Source organism: Propionispora sp. 2/2-37 (assembly GCF_001298735.1).
Taxonomy (GTDB): domain Bacteria; phylum Bacillota; class Negativicutes; order Propionisporales; family Propionisporaceae; genus Propionispora.
Window position 1 is genome coordinate 179,345 of the sequence record NZ_CYSP01000006.1, and the last position, 16,544, is coordinate 195,888.

General features: G+C 42.5%; 18 protein-coding genes and 1 tRNA gene. 17 read left to right on the forward strand and 2 right to left on the reverse strand.

Going from position 1 to position 16,544, the window contains the following annotated elements:
- The first annotated feature begins 190 nt into the window (after positions 1-190).
- From P22_RS08200 to fusA, 8 genes are all read left to right on the forward strand, one after another.
- Positions 191-1,444 carry an aminotransferase class III-fold pyridoxal phosphate-dependent enzyme gene (locus P22_RS08200; protein ID WP_082378438.1) on the forward strand — a complete coding sequence of 418 codons (1,254 nt, stop codon included), beginning with the start codon at positions 191-193 and terminating at the stop codon, positions 1,442-1,444.
- A 13-nt stretch (positions 1,445-1,457) separates the two neighbouring features.
- Positions 1,458-1,898 (forward strand): type II toxin-antitoxin system RatA family toxin, encoded by a 441-nt coding sequence (locus tag P22_RS08205; RefSeq protein WP_054259743.1) that lies wholly within the window; start codon positions 1,458-1,460, stop codon positions 1,896-1,898.
- A 118-nt stretch (positions 1,899-2,016) separates the two neighbouring features.
- On the forward strand, positions 2,017-2,889 hold the full coding sequence (locus tag P22_RS08210; protein ID WP_054259744.1) for a zinc metalloprotease HtpX: 873 nt from the start codon (positions 2,017-2,019) through the stop codon (positions 2,887-2,889).
- Between the two features lie 192 nt (positions 2,890-3,081).
- Positions 3,082-4,155, forward strand: a complete 1,074-nt coding sequence (locus tag P22_RS08215) for a M42 family metallopeptidase (RefSeq protein ID WP_255351792.1) — start codon at positions 3,082-3,084, stop codon at positions 4,153-4,155.
- The gene (locus P22_RS08220) at positions 4,156-4,668 is read left to right on the forward strand and encodes a gamma carbonic anhydrase family protein (protein WP_054259745.1); all 513 of its coding nucleotides are present in this window, start codon (positions 4,156-4,158) and stop codon (positions 4,666-4,668) included. It begins immediately after the preceding gene.
- A 27-nt stretch (positions 4,669-4,695) separates the two neighbouring features.
- Entirely contained in the window at positions 4,696-5,112 is a 417-nt protein-coding gene (ndk, locus tag P22_RS08225) for a nucleoside-diphosphate kinase (RefSeq protein ID WP_054259746.1), read from the forward strand.
- A 15-nt stretch (positions 5,113-5,127) separates the two neighbouring features.
- Entirely contained in the window at positions 5,128-5,631 is a 504-nt protein-coding gene (locus P22_RS08230; RefSeq protein WP_054259747.1) for a cob(I)yrinic acid a,c-diamide adenosyltransferase, read from the forward strand.
- Positions 5,632-5,977: 346 nt separating this feature from the next.
- Positions 5,978-8,056 carry an elongation factor G gene (fusA, locus tag P22_RS08235; RefSeq protein ID WP_054259748.1) on the forward strand — a complete coding sequence of 693 codons (2,079 nt, stop codon included), beginning with the start codon at positions 5,978-5,980 and terminating at the stop codon, positions 8,054-8,056.
- A gap of 627 nt (positions 8,057-8,683) precedes the next feature.
- Here the strand turns inward: fusA and P22_RS08240 are convergent.
- On the reverse strand, positions 8,684-8,956 hold the full coding sequence (locus P22_RS08240; protein WP_054259749.1) for a hypothetical protein: 273 nt from the start codon (positions 8,954-8,956) through the stop codon (positions 8,684-8,686).
- 575 nt (positions 8,957-9,531) lie between these two features.
- Between P22_RS08240 and P22_RS08250 the strand changes: the two genes are divergently transcribed.
- From P22_RS08250 to arsB, 6 genes are all read left to right on the forward strand, one after another.
- On the forward strand, positions 9,532-10,125 hold the full coding sequence (locus P22_RS08250; protein WP_054259751.1) for a hypothetical protein: 594 nt from the start codon (positions 9,532-9,534) through the stop codon (positions 10,123-10,125).
- A gap of 352 nt (positions 10,126-10,477) precedes the next feature.
- On the forward strand, positions 10,478-10,894 hold the full coding sequence (locus P22_RS08255; protein WP_054259752.1) for an arsenate reductase ArsC: 417 nt from the start codon (positions 10,478-10,480) through the stop codon (positions 10,892-10,894).
- A 15-nt stretch (positions 10,895-10,909) separates the two neighbouring features.
- Complete coding sequence (locus P22_RS08260) at positions 10,910-11,221, forward strand: ArsR/SmtB family transcription factor (RefSeq protein ID WP_054259753.1); 312 nt, start codon at positions 10,910-10,912, stop codon at positions 11,219-11,221.
- 41 nt (positions 11,222-11,262) lie between these two features.
- Positions 11,263-11,394 carry an arsenate reductase/protein-tyrosine-phosphatase family protein gene (locus tag P22_RS21370; protein WP_255351793.1) on the forward strand — a complete coding sequence of 44 codons (132 nt, stop codon included), beginning with the start codon at positions 11,263-11,265 and terminating at the stop codon, positions 11,392-11,394.
- A gap of 20 nt (positions 11,395-11,414) precedes the next feature.
- Entirely contained in the window at positions 11,415-11,678 is a 264-nt protein-coding gene (locus tag P22_RS08265; protein ID WP_255351794.1) for an arsenate reductase ArsC, read from the forward strand.
- 13 nt (positions 11,679-11,691) lie between these two features.
- Positions 11,692-12,747: an ACR3 family arsenite efflux transporter gene (gene arsB, locus P22_RS08270; protein ID WP_054259754.1), complete on the forward strand. Its 1,056-nt coding sequence runs from the start codon at positions 11,692-11,694 to the stop codon at positions 12,745-12,747.
- A gap of 381 nt (positions 12,748-13,128) precedes the next feature.
- On the opposite strand, the gene P22_RS08275 is transcribed toward arsB, so the two are convergent.
- Positions 13,129-13,205, reverse strand: a tRNA-Pro gene (locus P22_RS08275).
- A 161-nt stretch (positions 13,206-13,366) separates the two neighbouring features.
- Here P22_RS08275 and P22_RS08280 point away from each other — a divergent pair.
- From P22_RS08280 to nagE, 3 genes are all read left to right on the forward strand, one after another.
- Positions 13,367-14,059 carry a C40 family peptidase gene (locus tag P22_RS08280; RefSeq protein WP_156318889.1) on the forward strand — a complete coding sequence of 231 codons (693 nt, stop codon included), beginning with the start codon at positions 13,367-13,369 and terminating at the stop codon, positions 14,057-14,059.
- 282 nt (positions 14,060-14,341) lie between these two features.
- On the forward strand, positions 14,342-15,073 hold the full coding sequence (locus tag P22_RS08285) for a GntR family transcriptional regulator (RefSeq protein ID WP_054259756.1): 732 nt from the start codon (positions 14,342-14,344) through the stop codon (positions 15,071-15,073).
- A gap of 44 nt (positions 15,074-15,117) precedes the next feature.
- Positions 15,118-16,497, forward strand: a complete 1,380-nt coding sequence (gene nagE / locus P22_RS08290; protein ID WP_054259757.1) for an N-acetylglucosamine-specific PTS transporter subunit IIBC — start codon at positions 15,118-15,120, stop codon at positions 16,495-16,497.
- Positions 16,498-16,544: the final 47 nt, after the last annotated feature.

Here is a 16,544-nt window from a genome sequence, read left to right on the forward strand (position 1 = left end):
GAGGATTCTCTTGGGAATCTTTTTTTATTTATTGGATTGTTTAAAAGTCAAGGCTAGTTGCGTTTTACTAGTCTGTTCTCGATAAAGGAAGGTTTTCTTGCCATAAATACATCCGATGTGGATTTTACGCATAAAATTTAGTCTTTTTATGTATAAATAGAAATATATGCCACAATCATGGAGGTGTATTATGGATTCCAAAACCATAGTCAGTGAAACGATCGCCAATTATGAACAATTTGTCAATCCGGCCATTGCCAGGCTATTTCGGTTTATGGGGCTAGCAACTGTGGAATACCGGGCAGAAGGTTATCTGATTGAAGATATTGACGGGCATCAATATATTGACTGTCTGGGGGGGTATGGCGTTTTTAGTTTGGGTCACCGGCACCCTAAAGTAGTTGAGTCGGTTAAGAGGCAGTTAGACCGTATGCCACTTTCCGGCAAGGTGTTATTTAATCAAACAATGGGCGAATTGGCTGCTGTATTAAGTGAGATCACTCCCGGAAATCTGCAATACAGCTTTTTGGTTAATAGTGGTACGGAGGCGGTAGAGGGTGCATTGAAACTTGCCAGACTGCATACAGGACGGGAAGAGTTTGTTTCTACGGTTAATGCTTTTCATGGAAAAACTTTCGGTGCATTAAGTGCGACTGGACGGGATTTGTTCTGCGATCCTTTCAGGCCGTTGTTGGACGGATTTAGGCATGTGCCCTATGGCGATATCCATGCTATGGAAGAAACGATGAACGAGCGGGTTGCGGCAGTGATTGTCGAGCCTATCCAGGGTGAGGGAGGCATTGTGGTACCGCCGGAGGGATATTTGGCGGCTGTACGGAGCTTGTGCGACCAGTATGGGTCACTACTGATCTGTGATGAAGTGCAGACAGGGCTGGGGAGAACGGGGAAAATGTTTGCTGTCGAGCATTTTAATGTGGTCCCGGATATTATGACTTTGGCTAAAGCCCTGGGCGGAGGCGTGATGCCGGTGGGAGCCTTTATTGCCAGGCCGGCTGTTTGGGACAAATATATTGTCAGTCCCTTTTTACATACTTCGACGTTTGGCGGCAACCCATTGGCTTGTGCAGCGGCTTTAGCCGCTGTCCGGGTAATACAGGAAGAAGATTTGCCGGGGCAGGCAGCGGCGACAGGCAAGTATTTTGTCAGTTGCCTGGAGCAAGTCAGAAAAGCGTATCCCGATGTTATAGAGGAGGTACGCGGCAGAGGGCTAATGATCGGAATTGCGCTTACGAAAGAGGGTGCTGGCGGGGTAATGATGTCCGAGCTGATAACACGGGGGGTTCTAGTGGCCTATACTCTGAATAATCCCAAGGTTATTCGTCTGGAGCCGCCGTTGACTATTCCTGTTGTCGCAGTTGATCAGATTGTTCATGCCATTGGCGAATCGGCACAAATAGCGCATAGTATGATCGACGATTTATAGAGGAGGGATAAACATGCCTTACGTAGAAGTGGCTCTGGCGGTTGATTGTGAACGGAAAAGCATATATCCGATTCTAAAAGAAATGGAAAAATATCCTGAATTTATGCCCGATTTAGAGAGTGTTAGCATAGTGGAACGTGATGGCAACACTACAGTTAGTCAATGGGTGTCCAATGTGGACGGGCGTATCATTAAGTGGACGGAAAAGGATACGTTTGATGATCAAAATATGCATATTGCTTACCGGCAAATTACAGGTGATTTAAAGAAATTTGCTGGAGAGTGGATTCTGACTCCAATGGATGGTGGCGGTACGGAAATTAAACTGACAGTTGATTTTGAATTTGGGGTACCGATGATTGCCGGCCTGCTGAATCCTATTCTTAAAAAAAAGGTCAAAGCTAACAGTATGAATATGCTGCGTCATATTAAGGAAAAAATGGAAAAAATATGAAATTGGGCTATTGTTAATTTTTATTAAATTACATATAATTATAATACATGCCTCAGGGAGTAGGATTATGGCGAACGGTATCAGTAGTCTCATGTAAATTAACGCTCGGGGGTTTAGTATGAATAGGCTGAGAACAACTGTTTTGCTTGCCGGTCTGACAGGCCTTTTACTGGGAATTGGCAGCCTTTTGGGCGGCAGTAAGGGCATGACGGTCATGTTTGTTCTATCCATGCTGGCTAATTTTGTAAGCTATTGGTTTAGTGACAAAATTGTGCTCACTATGTATGGTGCTCAAGAAGCCAGCATTAAAACAAATCCTGATTTGATCCGCATAGTGTCTTTGCTGGCGCAAAAAGCCAAGATAGCCATGCCTAAAGTATATATTATTCAAACGGAAGTTCCCAATGCTTTTGCCACCGGGCGCAATCCCCGGCAGGCGGCTGTGGCTGTTACGGCCGGGCTGATGCGGCTGGTTGACCGCGAGGAACTGGAAGCTGTAGTTGCCCATGAGCTTGCCCATATCAAGAACAGAGATACATTGATAAGCGGTATGGTAGCCAGTATAGCCGGTGTGATTACGATGCTGGCTCACCTTGTTCGCTGGACGGTATTTTGGAGAACCGGACACGGGAATGATGAAAATAATTCTATCAGAGGAATTCTGGAAGCTGTATGCCTGGTCATACTGGCTCCGTTAGCGGCAGGTATCATTCAACTGGGAGTTTCCCGTTCGCGGGAGTATCTGGCTGATGAGACCGGTGCGGGTATATCCGGCAAGCCGCTAGTACTAGCCAGGGCACTGGAAACAATTGAACGATACGCAGCGCAAAAGGTTATGCCGGAGGCTACGCCACCGACATCGCATATGTTTATTGTTAATCCGTTTATCAGTGGTACAGACAGTTGGATCATGAATCTTTTTAGTACACATCCTGGCACACAGGAACGAGTCAAGCGGTTGAAGGCGATGGCTGAAAATATGAGATGCTAGGTTGAATCCACTGGACAAGCTTCAGTGGATTCTTTTTGGTGAAAATGATCATTTTTTTGGATATAGGACTGTATGAAGTGATTTGAGCTGATAATCTTTGACAAGAGCCTATTATCTCCACTATAATGATAAAGTAGAATATTAAGTCTTATAAGGCATACACTGATCCTATGACAGACAGGAGGGATACGTTTGGAAGATAACACAACAGGTTGGTTAAAACAAATGGCAGAGACTCCAGGCGTTTCAGGATTTGAACACCGCGTTAAAGAATTGTTGAAAAAACGGCTGCACGGTATAGCGGAAGTTTCCTATGATAAAATAGGCAGTATCATTTTTAAGAAACAGGGAACAAACCATATGCCCAAGATCATGCTGGCCGGTCACATGGACGAAATTGGTTTTATGGTTAAAAACATTACCAAGGAAGGTTTTTTGAAATTTAGCACACTGGGTGGCTGGTGGGAGCAAGTCATGTTGGGACAAAGGGTTACCGTGCTTACCTCCAGGGGGGACATACCCGGAGTAATTGGCAGCAAACCGCCGCATATATTGACTCCGGAAGAACGGAAAAAAATTGTACCCAAAAAAGAAATGTATATTGATATTGGTGCATCCAGCGAAGAAGAAGCCAGGGAATTTGGCGTGCGACCAGGCGATGCTGTTGTCCCGTACAGTGAATTTACTGTAATGAAAAATCCCCGTCTCTTGATGGCAAAAGCGTGGGATAACCGGATCGGTTGCGCGATTATTGCCGATGTGATGGCGGCACTGCAGCAGGAAATACATCCCAATACAGTGTATGGCGTGGGGACGGTACAGGAAGAGGTTGGCTTACGGGGAGCAAAAACCAGCGCGGGAGTGATTGATCCGGATATTGCTTTTGCCGTCGATACCTGTGTTGCCGGAGATACTCCGGGAGTGACGACCGACCAGGCGGCCAGTAAGCTTGGCAAGGGAGTAGCTATCTGTATCTATGATGCAAGTATGATTCCTCATACCAAGCTGCGTGATTTTGTTATTGAAACGGCTGAGCAGAATCATATTCCCTATCAGTTGGAATTTACGGAAGGCGGCGGTACGGATGCAGGGCGGATACATATTCACGGACAGGGAGTGCCCAGCCTGGTATTGAGCATCCCCACCCGCTATTTACACAGCCATCACAGCATCATTCATCGTGACGACTATGAAGCGGCCGTAGATTTGCTAATTGCTGTGCTAAAACGGTTAGATGACAAACAATATAGGGATTTGGTGATGTAAATGGCGAATCGTCCGTTAATTACAGTTAAGGGTGTTTCCCCGCAGGTGGACGATAGTGTATTTCTTGCACAGGGAGCTTGGGTCATCGGGAATGTGAGTATTGGTGAAAAGTCAAATATCTGGTATAATACCGTTTTGCGGGGAGACATGCACCCCATCCGTATCGGTAAGTATACCAATATTCAGGACAATTGTACGGTACATGTTATGCATGATCATCCGGCCGTTATCGGAGATTATGTTACCGTGGGACATAATGCGGTTATTCACGGCTGTACGGTTGCTGATAATTGTCTTATTGGTATGGGGGCAATTTTGCTGAGTTATTGTGAGATCGGCGAAAATTGTATTATTGGTGCGGGGTCTCTGGTTACTGAGCATAAAAAAATACCACCTAATTCGCTGGTGTTGGGATCACCCGGCAGAGTTGTACGTATGCTGACTGAGGAGGAAGTAGCAGCTATCCGCCAGTCTGCGCTGGATTATTACAAAGAAGCACAGAGTTATCTTTAATCAAAATAACAGGAGGGACTAATTTATATGGTAGAAAACAGTTTAGTATTATTAAAACCGGATGCAGTAGAAAGAGCTATCACTGGCGAAATTATCGCCCGTTTCGAGCGTCGTGGATTGAAAATTGCAGCTATGAAGATGATGAAGCTTTCGCGGGAACAGGCTGGTGCGCATTATGAGGAACATCAAAATAAACCTTTTTTTGCAGGCTTGGTCGACTTCATTACATCCGGTCCGGTTATAGCTATGATTGTACGTGGAGAAAACGCGGTGAAAATGGTGCGTGCTATGATGGGTACCACCAATCCTTTAGATTCGGCTCCGGGAACCATACGGGGTGATTATGCTACCGTTATGTCGCATAATGTGATTCATGGTTCAGATAGTCCGGTCAATGCGGAACGGGAAATTAATATTTTTTTTAAGGAACATGAAATTTTTTAATGGGAGTGGGCTGCCTTGAAGGTATATACCAAAACAGGTGATAAAGGTACGACCGCTTTGTTGACCGGCGAACGGGTAGAAAAAGACTGCTTGCGGGTAGAAGCCTATGGTTCCGTAGATGAAGTGAATTCGGCATTGGGCCTGGCAAGAGCTACCTGCTGCCAGCAGCAGGTGCGTGACGTTGTGTATGAATTGCAGAAAATCTTAATGCCAGTTATGGCTGATCTTGCCAGTACTCAAGAGACCGATTTTGTTTCTTTGGATCATATTGTCTATATGGAGAAAACGATTGACAAGCTGGAGGAAGAACTGCCGCCGTTAAAGGCATTTCTAATCCCGGGGGATACGCCCGGTGCGGCTGCATTGGATATGGCCCGAACAGTTACCAGGCGCGCGGAGCGCAATGTTCTACGCCTGGCTAGGCAAGAACGGATTAGTGAACACGTCCCGGTATTGTTAAACCGCTTGTCTGACTTATGTTTTATACTTATCAGGGCAGAATCCCGGTTATCCAAATGAAAATTTATTGCCATGCCGGCAGGCTGTGGCACAAAGTATGCAAATTCATCATACAATGTAAAAAACGATGTGTAGGCAACCAATTAGGAGGCGAGTGTGGTGAAATTGCTGAAAGTATATATTATGTCCGTACCGGCACCATTGCGTAAAATTGTACGGCTGTTTTGTAAACCCTCATAGGTTTTTATATCCACGATACCGCCTTAATCAATAGGGCGGTTATTTATTTTGTTCCTCCCGAATAAATTAAAAAGAAGGATAATTTTCTATAAATAGAGAATAAAAAAAAAATTCGATCAATTTTTCTTTTGTTTCAGGAACTGCCAATCTGTTAAGGGGGGTCGTTATGAAGGAGTATGCAGGTGATAAAATCCGGAATATAGGAATTGTTGCTCACGGCAGCGCCGGAAAGACGTCGTTGCTGGAGGCACTGCTGTTCACTGCAGGTGCTGTAAAACGCCTAGGACGTGTTGATGACGGCAGTACAACAACTGATTTTGAACCGGAAGAAATAAAACGTAAAGTTACTATTGGTGCTGCGCTGGCGCCGTGTGAATGGAAAGACCATAAAATCAATTTTTTAGATACGCCGGGATATGCCGATTTTGTGTCTGAAGTAAAAGGCGGTTTACGGGCAGTTGACAGTGCACTAGTAGTTGTATGTGCCGTATCGGGAGTGGAAGTCGAAACCGAAAAAGTATGGCAGTATGCCGAAAATTTGAAAATGCCGCGCATGTTGTTTGTTAATAAAATGGACAGGGAAAATGCGGATTTTTTCGGTACTGTCGAGCAAATACAGGGAAAATTCGGCAAGCGGGCCATTCCCATTGAAATACCTATCGGTGCTCAGGAGGAGTTTTCTGGTGTGGTTAATTTACTGACGATGAAAGCGGTGCTTACGCAGGGGACTCAGGAAGTAGAGAGCGCTATCCCGGAGAGCATGCTGCCGCAGGCTGAGGCAGCCCGGCAAGAACTGCTGGATATGGCAGCTGAAGCCGATGATGATTTATTGGAAAAATACCTGGAAGGAGAGGAACTAAGTACGGCGGAAATTGCGGGGGGATTGTTGAACGGAATATCCCGGGCTGAACTTTTTCCGATACTGTGCGGTTCAGCTTATAAAAACGTTGCTTTGCCGCTGCTTCTGGATGCTGCGGTCCATTATCTGCCCCCTGCTGTTAAAAAAAACGTCATAGGATATCATCCGTTAACGCAGGAGGTGTTGGAACGAAAAGCAAATGATGCATTTTCGGCCATGGTTTTTAAAACCACTGCCGATCCTTTTGTCGGAAGGCTTAGCTATATCCGGGTATTTTCCGGTATGCTAAAACCGGACAGTTCGGTTTATAATGCGAGTAAAGGAAAGGTAGAACGTATCGGTAACCTGTTTACTTTGCGGGGGAAGCAGCAGGAAACTGTTCCGGTCCTGCGGGCGGGAGATATTGGTGTTGTGGCCAAATTGCAGGATACTGCGACGGGAGATTCTTTGTGTGATAAAGACAGACCGATTGTTTTTTTACCGATAGATTATCCTAAGCCTATGTTCTCCATGCGTCTGGAGGCCAGGAACCGCAACGATGAAGACAAAATCGGGAGCGCTTTGCAGCGCCTTTTGGATGAAGATCCCACCTTGGTGATGCATAAGGAGACAGAGCCGCCCCAGCTTGTAATCAGCGGTATGGGAGAACTGCATATTGATATCATGGTTGAACGCCTGAAACGGAAATTTGGTGTGGATGTATTGCTGAGTCAGCCCAAAATCCCTTACCGTGAAACGATCAGGAGCGCTGTTAAGATAGAGGGAAAACATAAAAAACAAAGTGGCGGACATGGACAATACGGGCATGTCTGGCTGCAAATTGAACCACTGGAGCCGGGGGCGGGGTTTGTATTTCAGGATTCAATTTTTGGCGGTGCTGTGCCACGCCAGTATATTCCGGCAGTGGAAAAGGGTGTGCGTGAAGCCCTGGCTGGTGGAGTTTTGGCCGGTTTTCCTATTGTTGATGTAAAGGTTACGTTGACAGATGGGTCTTATCACACGGTAGATTCATCGGAAATGGCATTTAAAATAGCCAGTGGTTTAGCTTTGCGCAAGGGAGTGCTACAAGCCAAACCGGTCCTGTTAGAACCGATTTGCAATATAGAGGTTGAAATTCCGGAGCAATTGATGGGTGATATCATCGGTGACTTGAACGGCAAGCGGGGCCGGATACTGGGAATGGAGAACGTGGGGGCCGGGATCGGTGTGGTTAGAGCGCAAGCACCCCTGGCAGAGGTGTTCCGTTATGCCTTGGATTTGCGTTCACTTACCCAGGGACGGGGCTGCTTTGACATGAAGTTTTCACATTATGAAGAAGTTCCGCAGCGGATTGCCGATGCAGTGATTGCCGGTGCGAAAAAAGATAAAATGGTTGATGAGATGTAAAAAAGAGGGCTAATATGCCCTCTTTTTGTTTAGAGACAACTGTGGCTGGTCATTATTTTGTCATAGTTCTGAAGTATGCTTTAATGGGGACCGGGTATAATGTTTTACTGTTCAATGCAAAAAAGGAATTTATTTCCATTTATCGAATATGTGTAAAAAAATGGAAATAAGGAGCTCCATAGATGATGATAGCTCCGGTCACAAGTATTTACAAGGATGGATTAAAAAGGCAGGATAAACAGAAGCGCTGCTTTCTAAAAGGTAAATCGGATACCTCGTTTAAAGTTGTTTTAGAAAAAGCAATTAAAGAGTTGGCCGTTAAATCAACAATTTTCTAAAGCAACACTTATTAGTTTGATGAAGGTTATATTATTAAGAACAAGCTGCGGCAAAAGAGAGAGGGTTTTTATGAAGTGAAAGTTAATCGTGAATGGAGTAATCCAATTGTATTTTTTACGGGGATTATCATGCTATATATGGTAGTTATTATGCTGGCATCGCTATTCAGCAAGTGAGAAAAGATCAAAAAATTTAGATCCCGCATGTGAAAAACCTGTAATATTTGAAAACGCTGATCATGAGAATATCTTCAACAAAGGCATTTAATCTCTTTGTTGTTGGGATTTTTTAGTATAGGCCAAATTTCTGGCTTAGCCAAAAGCTGGCCGGCTGGTCGATCCACCCCATACTATTGTCGGTTATTTCCGCAACAAACAGTCGATCATCATGTTGTAAGTAACGGCCCAACGTTTCGAATACCTGGTTGGCATCGTATTGACTGTCCAGTAGCCAAACGGATTTTAAAGCAGGTACCGCCTGTCCCAGAGATTGAATCGCAGTGGAGACTTTATCGTAATTAGGATGGTCGACCTTCATATTATAAGTGATGATGTAGATCATATGTGTCCTTTCCGCCTCAGGGAGATGACCTGTGGCTTTGCCTATGTTTAAGGAATTGCAAACCGCCTGTCGACGTAATCAGGGCTATAGGACGACCATTGGCTAACTGTATATTAACAAGCTGATCGGGATTTGTCCATCCTTTTTCTTTAAGTACGGCTTTCTTTGATATCTTTAGGCCGCACCTTTTGCCTGATAGGGTGTTTGGCCAACCATACACCACGATTCATATCAGTTAGAATGGCCATTGCAGTAGTTTCAACTTTTTTGGAGTGTTATAACCGGAAAACCATTTTTGTTTGCGGTGCTTTGTTACCGGATCTAGATTTTGACGATCTAAATAAGACTTTTGTCGTAGTAAATGGCCAGAATTTATTGCCATACATTCAGAAACCAGGAATCAGCATAAAACTTCCCGTTTCGGTTTTAGGGCGCACAAGAATATCCTGTTATTATGCAGAGTGTGTATCCTATTCGTCTGCCGGGTTTTTTGTTGTTCTGTAATTCGACAAATTTTGACAATTGATTAAGTATATAATTTACATAGTTGATTATAGTAGAATGGGAGTGTCCATATGAGAAAATTATCTTTGTTTACAATTCTTTCAATTCTATGTTTGTTTTTAATTTCAATAGGTACTGTGTTTGCCGAAGAACCTGTTAAAACACCATTTAGCAAGCCAGATTATAGAATTGCAATCATTCCTTACATTAACTCATCAGAGGAAACAAAGGGCTATATAAAAGAAACTATCGACAATAAATATTCTGAACAGTATTCAAATGATAAATTTAAAATGATTCCTATTGTGGATGTACAAAAAGCGTTAAATGTTGCTGGTTATGATGCATCTAATATGGAACTTCCCGACAAAGAGGTTTTGTCAACTGTTGCAAAGGAAACGAATGCTGATTATGTTATCGCTATGGAGATATCACAATTAATAACTACGCGGCATATCAGTTTTTTTCAGTCAAAAGTAGTAACAAAGTCCAAGTTGCGCTATAAATTTTACAATGTAGAACAGGATAAAGTAATTTCGTTCCAAACGACCGGACTTTCGGAAAATAAAACTGTATTTGGTGATGTAGGTTATAAAGATCCAATTACTAAAGCTTTAAGTCAAGCAATGGATGAAGCTAACGAAAAAATCATGAGTAGCTTATAGAATATAACTCCCCATTTTGGTTTAGGCCGGGCGGGGAGTTTTGCTTATAATTTAAGAAGTGCTTCCGTGTTGATCAGATGCTATTTCCAGGTGATCCGGAAGCTTCTGCTGCCGGGCTTATTTTATTTTGCTTGACTCTAATTCGACATCACTTAATTAAATCCAAGATATCGCTTCCTTGCCGTACCATGGAATTAGCACGGCGTGGCTATGGGAAGTTTCCACTACCTTTCTTTTTTGCGATGTACTACCTAAAGGTTAACAAACTTTTAATATGAGAACACTTGATACGCTAGGATAATGACTGTAATATATAGACATATATAAATATATATATAAGAGGGGAAAGATAATGCATCCATTGAAAGAAAAAGTACTTTTTCTTTGTACCCATAATGCCGCCCGTTCTCAAATGACAGAAGGTTTGTTACGTGACTTACGCGGGAACAAATACGAAGTTTTTAGTGCGGGAACAGAACCGACGTCTATTAATCCCTACGTAGTTAAAGCTATGGAAGAAATCGGTATCAGTTTATCAAATCATCGCTCAAAATTCATTCAGGAATACCGAGATATTAATTTTAACCACGTTGTAACTTTATGTGATAAATCAAAGGAACTTTGCTCTTTCTACTATGGCGCTAGAACCTATGAACAGAGTTTTCCTGATCCTTTGGAGTTTACAGGGTCTGAAGAAGAAATTCTTGCTCAAGTCCGAACTGTAAGAGACAGTATCAAAGAGTATATTATAAATACATTTATCAGATAGAAACGAGGTTATATCATGAACTCTTTATCAGTTATTTTTAAAGCTTTTGGAGATGAAACCCGTCTTAAAATAATTGAAATGCTTCTAGGTAAAGAGCTGTGTGTTTGCGATATATTAGAGGCTTTCGATAAGACACAGCCCGTTATTTCTCACCATCTAAAAATACTTAAACACGCAGGGCTAGTAACAGATGTAAGAGATGGAAAGTGGATCTATTATAGTCTTGCTCCGGAAGTCTTTGAATTAGTAAGCAGTTTTTTTAGGCGTATGGATCATCAGTTAGGGAAAAATGAACGGCAACATCCTTGCTCACAAAATCGTAAATAGCTTTAATTTGTAAGAGTAGCAATCTTAGGAGGCAATTTTTCATGAAAAAGAAAATGGTTTTATTTCTCTGTACGCATAACTCTGCCCGTTCACAAATGGCGGAAGGATTGTTAAGAGCTTTATATGGAGATCGATATGGTCTTATAGTGCCGGAACTGAGGTTACAAGAGTAAATCCCTATGTTTTTAAATCAATGGCTGAGATCGGGATTGATCTTAGTAGTCATCGATCTAAACATTTACAAGAGTTTCTTGAGGACGAATTTGATTACGTTGTTACGGTTTGCGACAATGCCAAGGAGGCTTGCCCGTATTTTCCCCATGCGAAAAAACGCATCCATAAGAGCTTCTCTGATCCGTCAAAGTTTACGGGATCTGAAGATAAAATCTTAAAAGGGGTTGCTGCCGTAAGAGAAGAGATAAAAAAATGGATTGAAGATACTTTTGATAACCAATAGGAGGCTTGATTTAATGTCAGAAAAAAGGCTGGATTTTTTTGAAAGATATTTAAGTATTTGGGTAGCTCTTTGCATCGTTGTGGGAATTTCCCTAGGAAAGCTCTTTCCTTCTGCTATCAATGCCCTTAGCCAGATGGAAGTCAGTCATGTTAATCTATCCATTGCAGTACTAATCTGGCTGATGATTTACCCCATGATGTTAAAGATCGACTTTTCAGCAATAGTAAAGGTTGGTGAGAAACCAAAAGGACTTTTAATTACCTTATTTGTAAATTGGATTGTAAAACCGTTTAGTATGGCATTGCTAGGCTGGCTGTTTTTCAAAAACCTGTTCTTACCTGTTATCGGTCAAGATTTGGCAAATGAATATATGGCAGGAGTGATTCTTCTAGCCGCTGCACCTTGTACAGCTATGGTATTCGTATGGAGTTACCTGACAGATGGTGACCCGGCATATACTTTGGTCCAAGTCGCTATTAACGATTTGCTTATGCTAGTTTTATTCGCACCCATTGTAATGCTTTTATTAGGAGTATCAAATATCGTAGTTCCAAAAGACGTATTACTCATGTCCGTACTTCTATATATCGTAATACCGCTTGGAGCTGGATATCTTACAAGAAAGTTACTTCTTTCCCTCAAAGGCGAGGAGTGGTTTAATACGAAGTTTCTTGCTCCATTAAAGCCAGTTACAATCATTGCGCTTCTTGCAACTTTGATTATCATTTTCGCATTTCAGGGTGAAGTGATTTTAGCCAATTGGGGAAACATTATTTTAGTGGCTATTCCTATAACCATACAGGTGTATTTTAACTCATCATTAGCATATTTTCTCGCCAAATATTTTAAAGTACCGCATAACATTGCTGCGCCAGGTGCATTAATCGGTGCTAGTAATTTTTTTGAATTAGCTGTGGCAGTTAGTATTTCGTTGTTTGGACTAAAATCTGGGGCTACTCTTGTAACAGTTGTAGGCGTATTAGTCGAAGTACCTGTTATGCTGTCAGTATGTAATTTCTGTAATAAGACACGTCATTGGTTTAATGAGAATAGAGGAGCAGTGATCTGAAGCGCCAATGAACATGAGATTTTATAAGAGTATACATAAATAATGGGCCTGATAAAAAAGCTTTACCAATATGAATAGGGAAAGGTAATCAGATTGTTGATCTTATGGCCATGTTAGAGGCAAGTATGGCTAAAATTGACAAGATTAAGAAATCTAAAAAGAAAGCTAGCAATCAGCATAAAAACTCCCCGTTTCGGTCGTGGCCGGACGGAGAGTTTTTGTTATAGTAAAGAAAAAACAAAACTCTTACCATTAAGGTAAGAGTTTTGTTTAATGTGTTATTATATATAATTTCTAGTTATCCGTTAGAAGAATGTTAGAAGCTAACTCATGTTATGGTCATTATAACCTCATCAACATCAGGAAGATACTAAATTTACATGGTCGGGGCGACAGGACTTGAACCTGCGGCCTCTTGGTCCCGAACCAAGCGCGCTACCAAACTGCGCTACGCCCCGTACTCACATTTATAAATTATACACAACTATAGGCTACCTGTCAACATAAGGATGAAAAGAATAAAATAAGATGAAGAAAAATGCATAATATACGAAAAATGGAAGGATTTTGAAAATAAATGGAGAAAAAATATTAGCAAAACATAATAAAAGGGGGCATTATGGATAAGACAAAAAAAATCTTGAAAATTTATTTTTTTATTCTAGTATTCCTGGCCGGTGTGGTTCCGGCAGTTTCGGCTCAGGTACTTCTTAAACAGGGGAGTACGGGAAACGACGTTTACCTGCTTCAGGTAAAGTTGCAGGAAATGGGGTATTACCAGGGGGATTTGGACAGTACCTTTGGTTCTGAACTGCGGAGTGCCGTTATCAATTTTCAGTTGAACTATGGTTTGGTGCCGGATGGAATTGTTGGCAGGGAAACTTGGCTGGCTTTACGCAATTTCAAGTTCAGTGACGCCAGCCGTGGGCAAGGGATTCACAGTAATAACGGCTGGCGTATTGCTGCTTTAGCCCAGCAGTATTACGGTGTACCTTACGTTTGGGCGGGACGTTCGCCCAGCGGTTTTGATTGTTCCGGCTTCGTCTTTTACGTTTTTGGGCAGCAGGGGGTCAGCATACCTCGGATGGCGGATGAACAATTCAAAGTGGGAGTTTGGATTGACAGGTCTGATTTACAGATGGGTGATTTGGTGTTTTTTAGTACATATGAACCAGGCCCTTCGCATGTCGGAATTTATATTGGCAATGGTCAGTTCATCCATGCCAGTTCGGGTGCCGGGCGGGTGATACGCACATCGCTGTACAGCGATTATTACCAATCCAGATATTTAGGTGCACGTCGTGTGCTTTGATGAATGCAAGGAGTAAAATTTTACGAAGAATATTCCAGGGCAGTAGCCAGACTACTGCCTTTTAAAATGTTCATAATGGATTTGGCAGGCTCAATATAGGAGCTGGTGTGATAGTTGTGGAATCGCGGGTGCTCCAAACCACCGATAAAACAAATGGATTTAGACGATATATTTTGGAGTCCAGCTTATAATAAAGTACTTGAATAAGGAAAGGAGTATGTTATAATTGGTATATACAACATGTTGATATGTTGTATATTGAACAGCTGCTGGGAGGCAATCATGAAAAAAGTAGATAAAAACTCACCCATACCACTGTATTACCAACTAAAAGATATTATTGTGGAATTGATTGAAAATGAAGAGTTGCAGCCAAATGATCCCATACCACCCGAAAGAGAATTATGTGAGTATCACGCCGTCAGCCGTATGACGGTGAATAAAGCGATTATAAGTTTAGTAAATCAGGGAGTTTTATACCGGGAGCAAGGGAAAGGCACTTTCGTGGCGGCTCATAAAGAAAAATATACACTGTCCGGGCTGTTTGGCTTGACGGAAGATATGCAGCGCCGGGGATTGACAGTTCGTACAAAATTAATTTCGTTTGAAAAAAAAGATGTTACTAAAAAATTACAGAATAACTTAAAATTGACGGAAGGTCAGTCTGTATTTGAAATCACGAGACTTCGTTACGTGCAGGAAGACCCTTATGCCTTGGAAACAGCCTATATACCTGTCTATTTATGTGAAAGCTTAACTGCCGGAATGCTGGAGAATCATTCGCTTTATGATTTGCTTGCCGGTAGCTATGGTTTACAGATAGAACATGCTTACCAGACGATTGAACCAGTCCTGGCTAATGAATATGAAAGTAACTTGTTGGAGATGAAAAAAAATAAATTAGCTTTTCTGCTTTCGCGCAGAACGTATTTAAAAGGAAATATACCTATGGAAGTAACCAAAGCCATTTACCGGAGTGATCGCTATAAGTTTGAGATTACTTTAAATCGTTGATCGGCACGTCGGGGACGTGTAAAAATACATAGGGGGTTGAAAGGATGGGTAATTGGTTTAAAAGTGTACAAAAAATAGGCAAGGCTTTGATGCTGCCGGTGGCGGTATTGCCGGCTGCGGCGCTATTGTTGCGGTTTGGTGCGCCGGATGTTTTGGATATTCCTTTTATTATGAAGGCCGGCGCCGCTATTTTTGACAACCTGGCATTGTTGTTTGCCATTGGGATTGCCGTGGGGTTTTCGCATGATAGTGGCGGCGCGGCGGGTTTAGCCGGAGCGGTGGGATATTTTGTTCTTACGAATGGATTGAAAACAATTAACGCCGATCTGAACATGAGTGTGTTAGCCGGTATTATCAGTGGTTTGGTTGCAGGAGCTATTTATAATCGCTACTACAATATTAAACTACCGGAGTTTTTAGGTTTCTTTGGCGGGAGACGGTTTGTACCCATTGCTACGGCAGCGGCATCCGTGGTCCTGGCGGGTATCTTTGGCGTTGTCTGGGCTCCTATTCAGAGTATCATTCATGCTGTTGGTGAGTGGATTATTGGTGCAGGCGCTGTCGGTGTATTTATCTTTGGCTTTTTCAATCGATTATTAATACCTTTCGGCTGTCATCATATCCTTAATAGCTTTATATGGTTCGTATTCGGCAATTATACCGATAGTGCCGGAAAAGTGGTTACAGGTGATTTAAATCGTTTCTTTGCCGGTGATCCTACTGCCGGGAACTTTATGGCCGGTTTTTATATTATCTTTATGTTTGCTTTGCCGGCAGTAGCTTTTGCTATCTATACAACAGCCAAACCGGAGAATCGGACCAAGATAGCCGGTATGCTTTTTTCCGTTGCTTTTACAGCGTTTCTGACCGGGATAACAGAACCGATTGAATTTATGTTTATGTTTTTAGCTCCGGGTTTGTATTTATTTCATGCCATTTTGACGGGCCTGGCCATGGCGGTTTCCTATTCTTTCGGAATTTTGCACGGGTTTGGTTTTTCGGCAGGTTTAATTGACTATTTGTTAAACTGGAAACTGGCTACAAATCCCGGAATGCTCATTCCACTGGGGTTGGCATTTGCGGCGATATACTATGTAACCTTTGTCTGGGCAATCCGTCATTTTGATATTCCTACACCCGGCAGATATGAAGATGAAGCAGATAATGTGGCAATAGCCGGCGTTAATATCAGCAATTTTTCCGTGCAAATGCTGGAAATTCTTGGCGGCAAGGAAAATGTAGCAGCCTTGGATTCCTGTATTACTCGTTTACGCTTGGATATGAAAAATGCCAGTATTATAGATGAAAAAAGGCTGAAAGAGCTGGGAGTTCGCGGTATTGTTAAACGCGGTGACAGTGTTCAAGTCGTTGTCGGTACGCAGGCAGAACTTATCGCAGAAGAAATGAAAAAACTGCTCAAGTAAATCGGTTGATCCTTATTATTCAACAGGCTAGAGCGCGGTTTACCGTC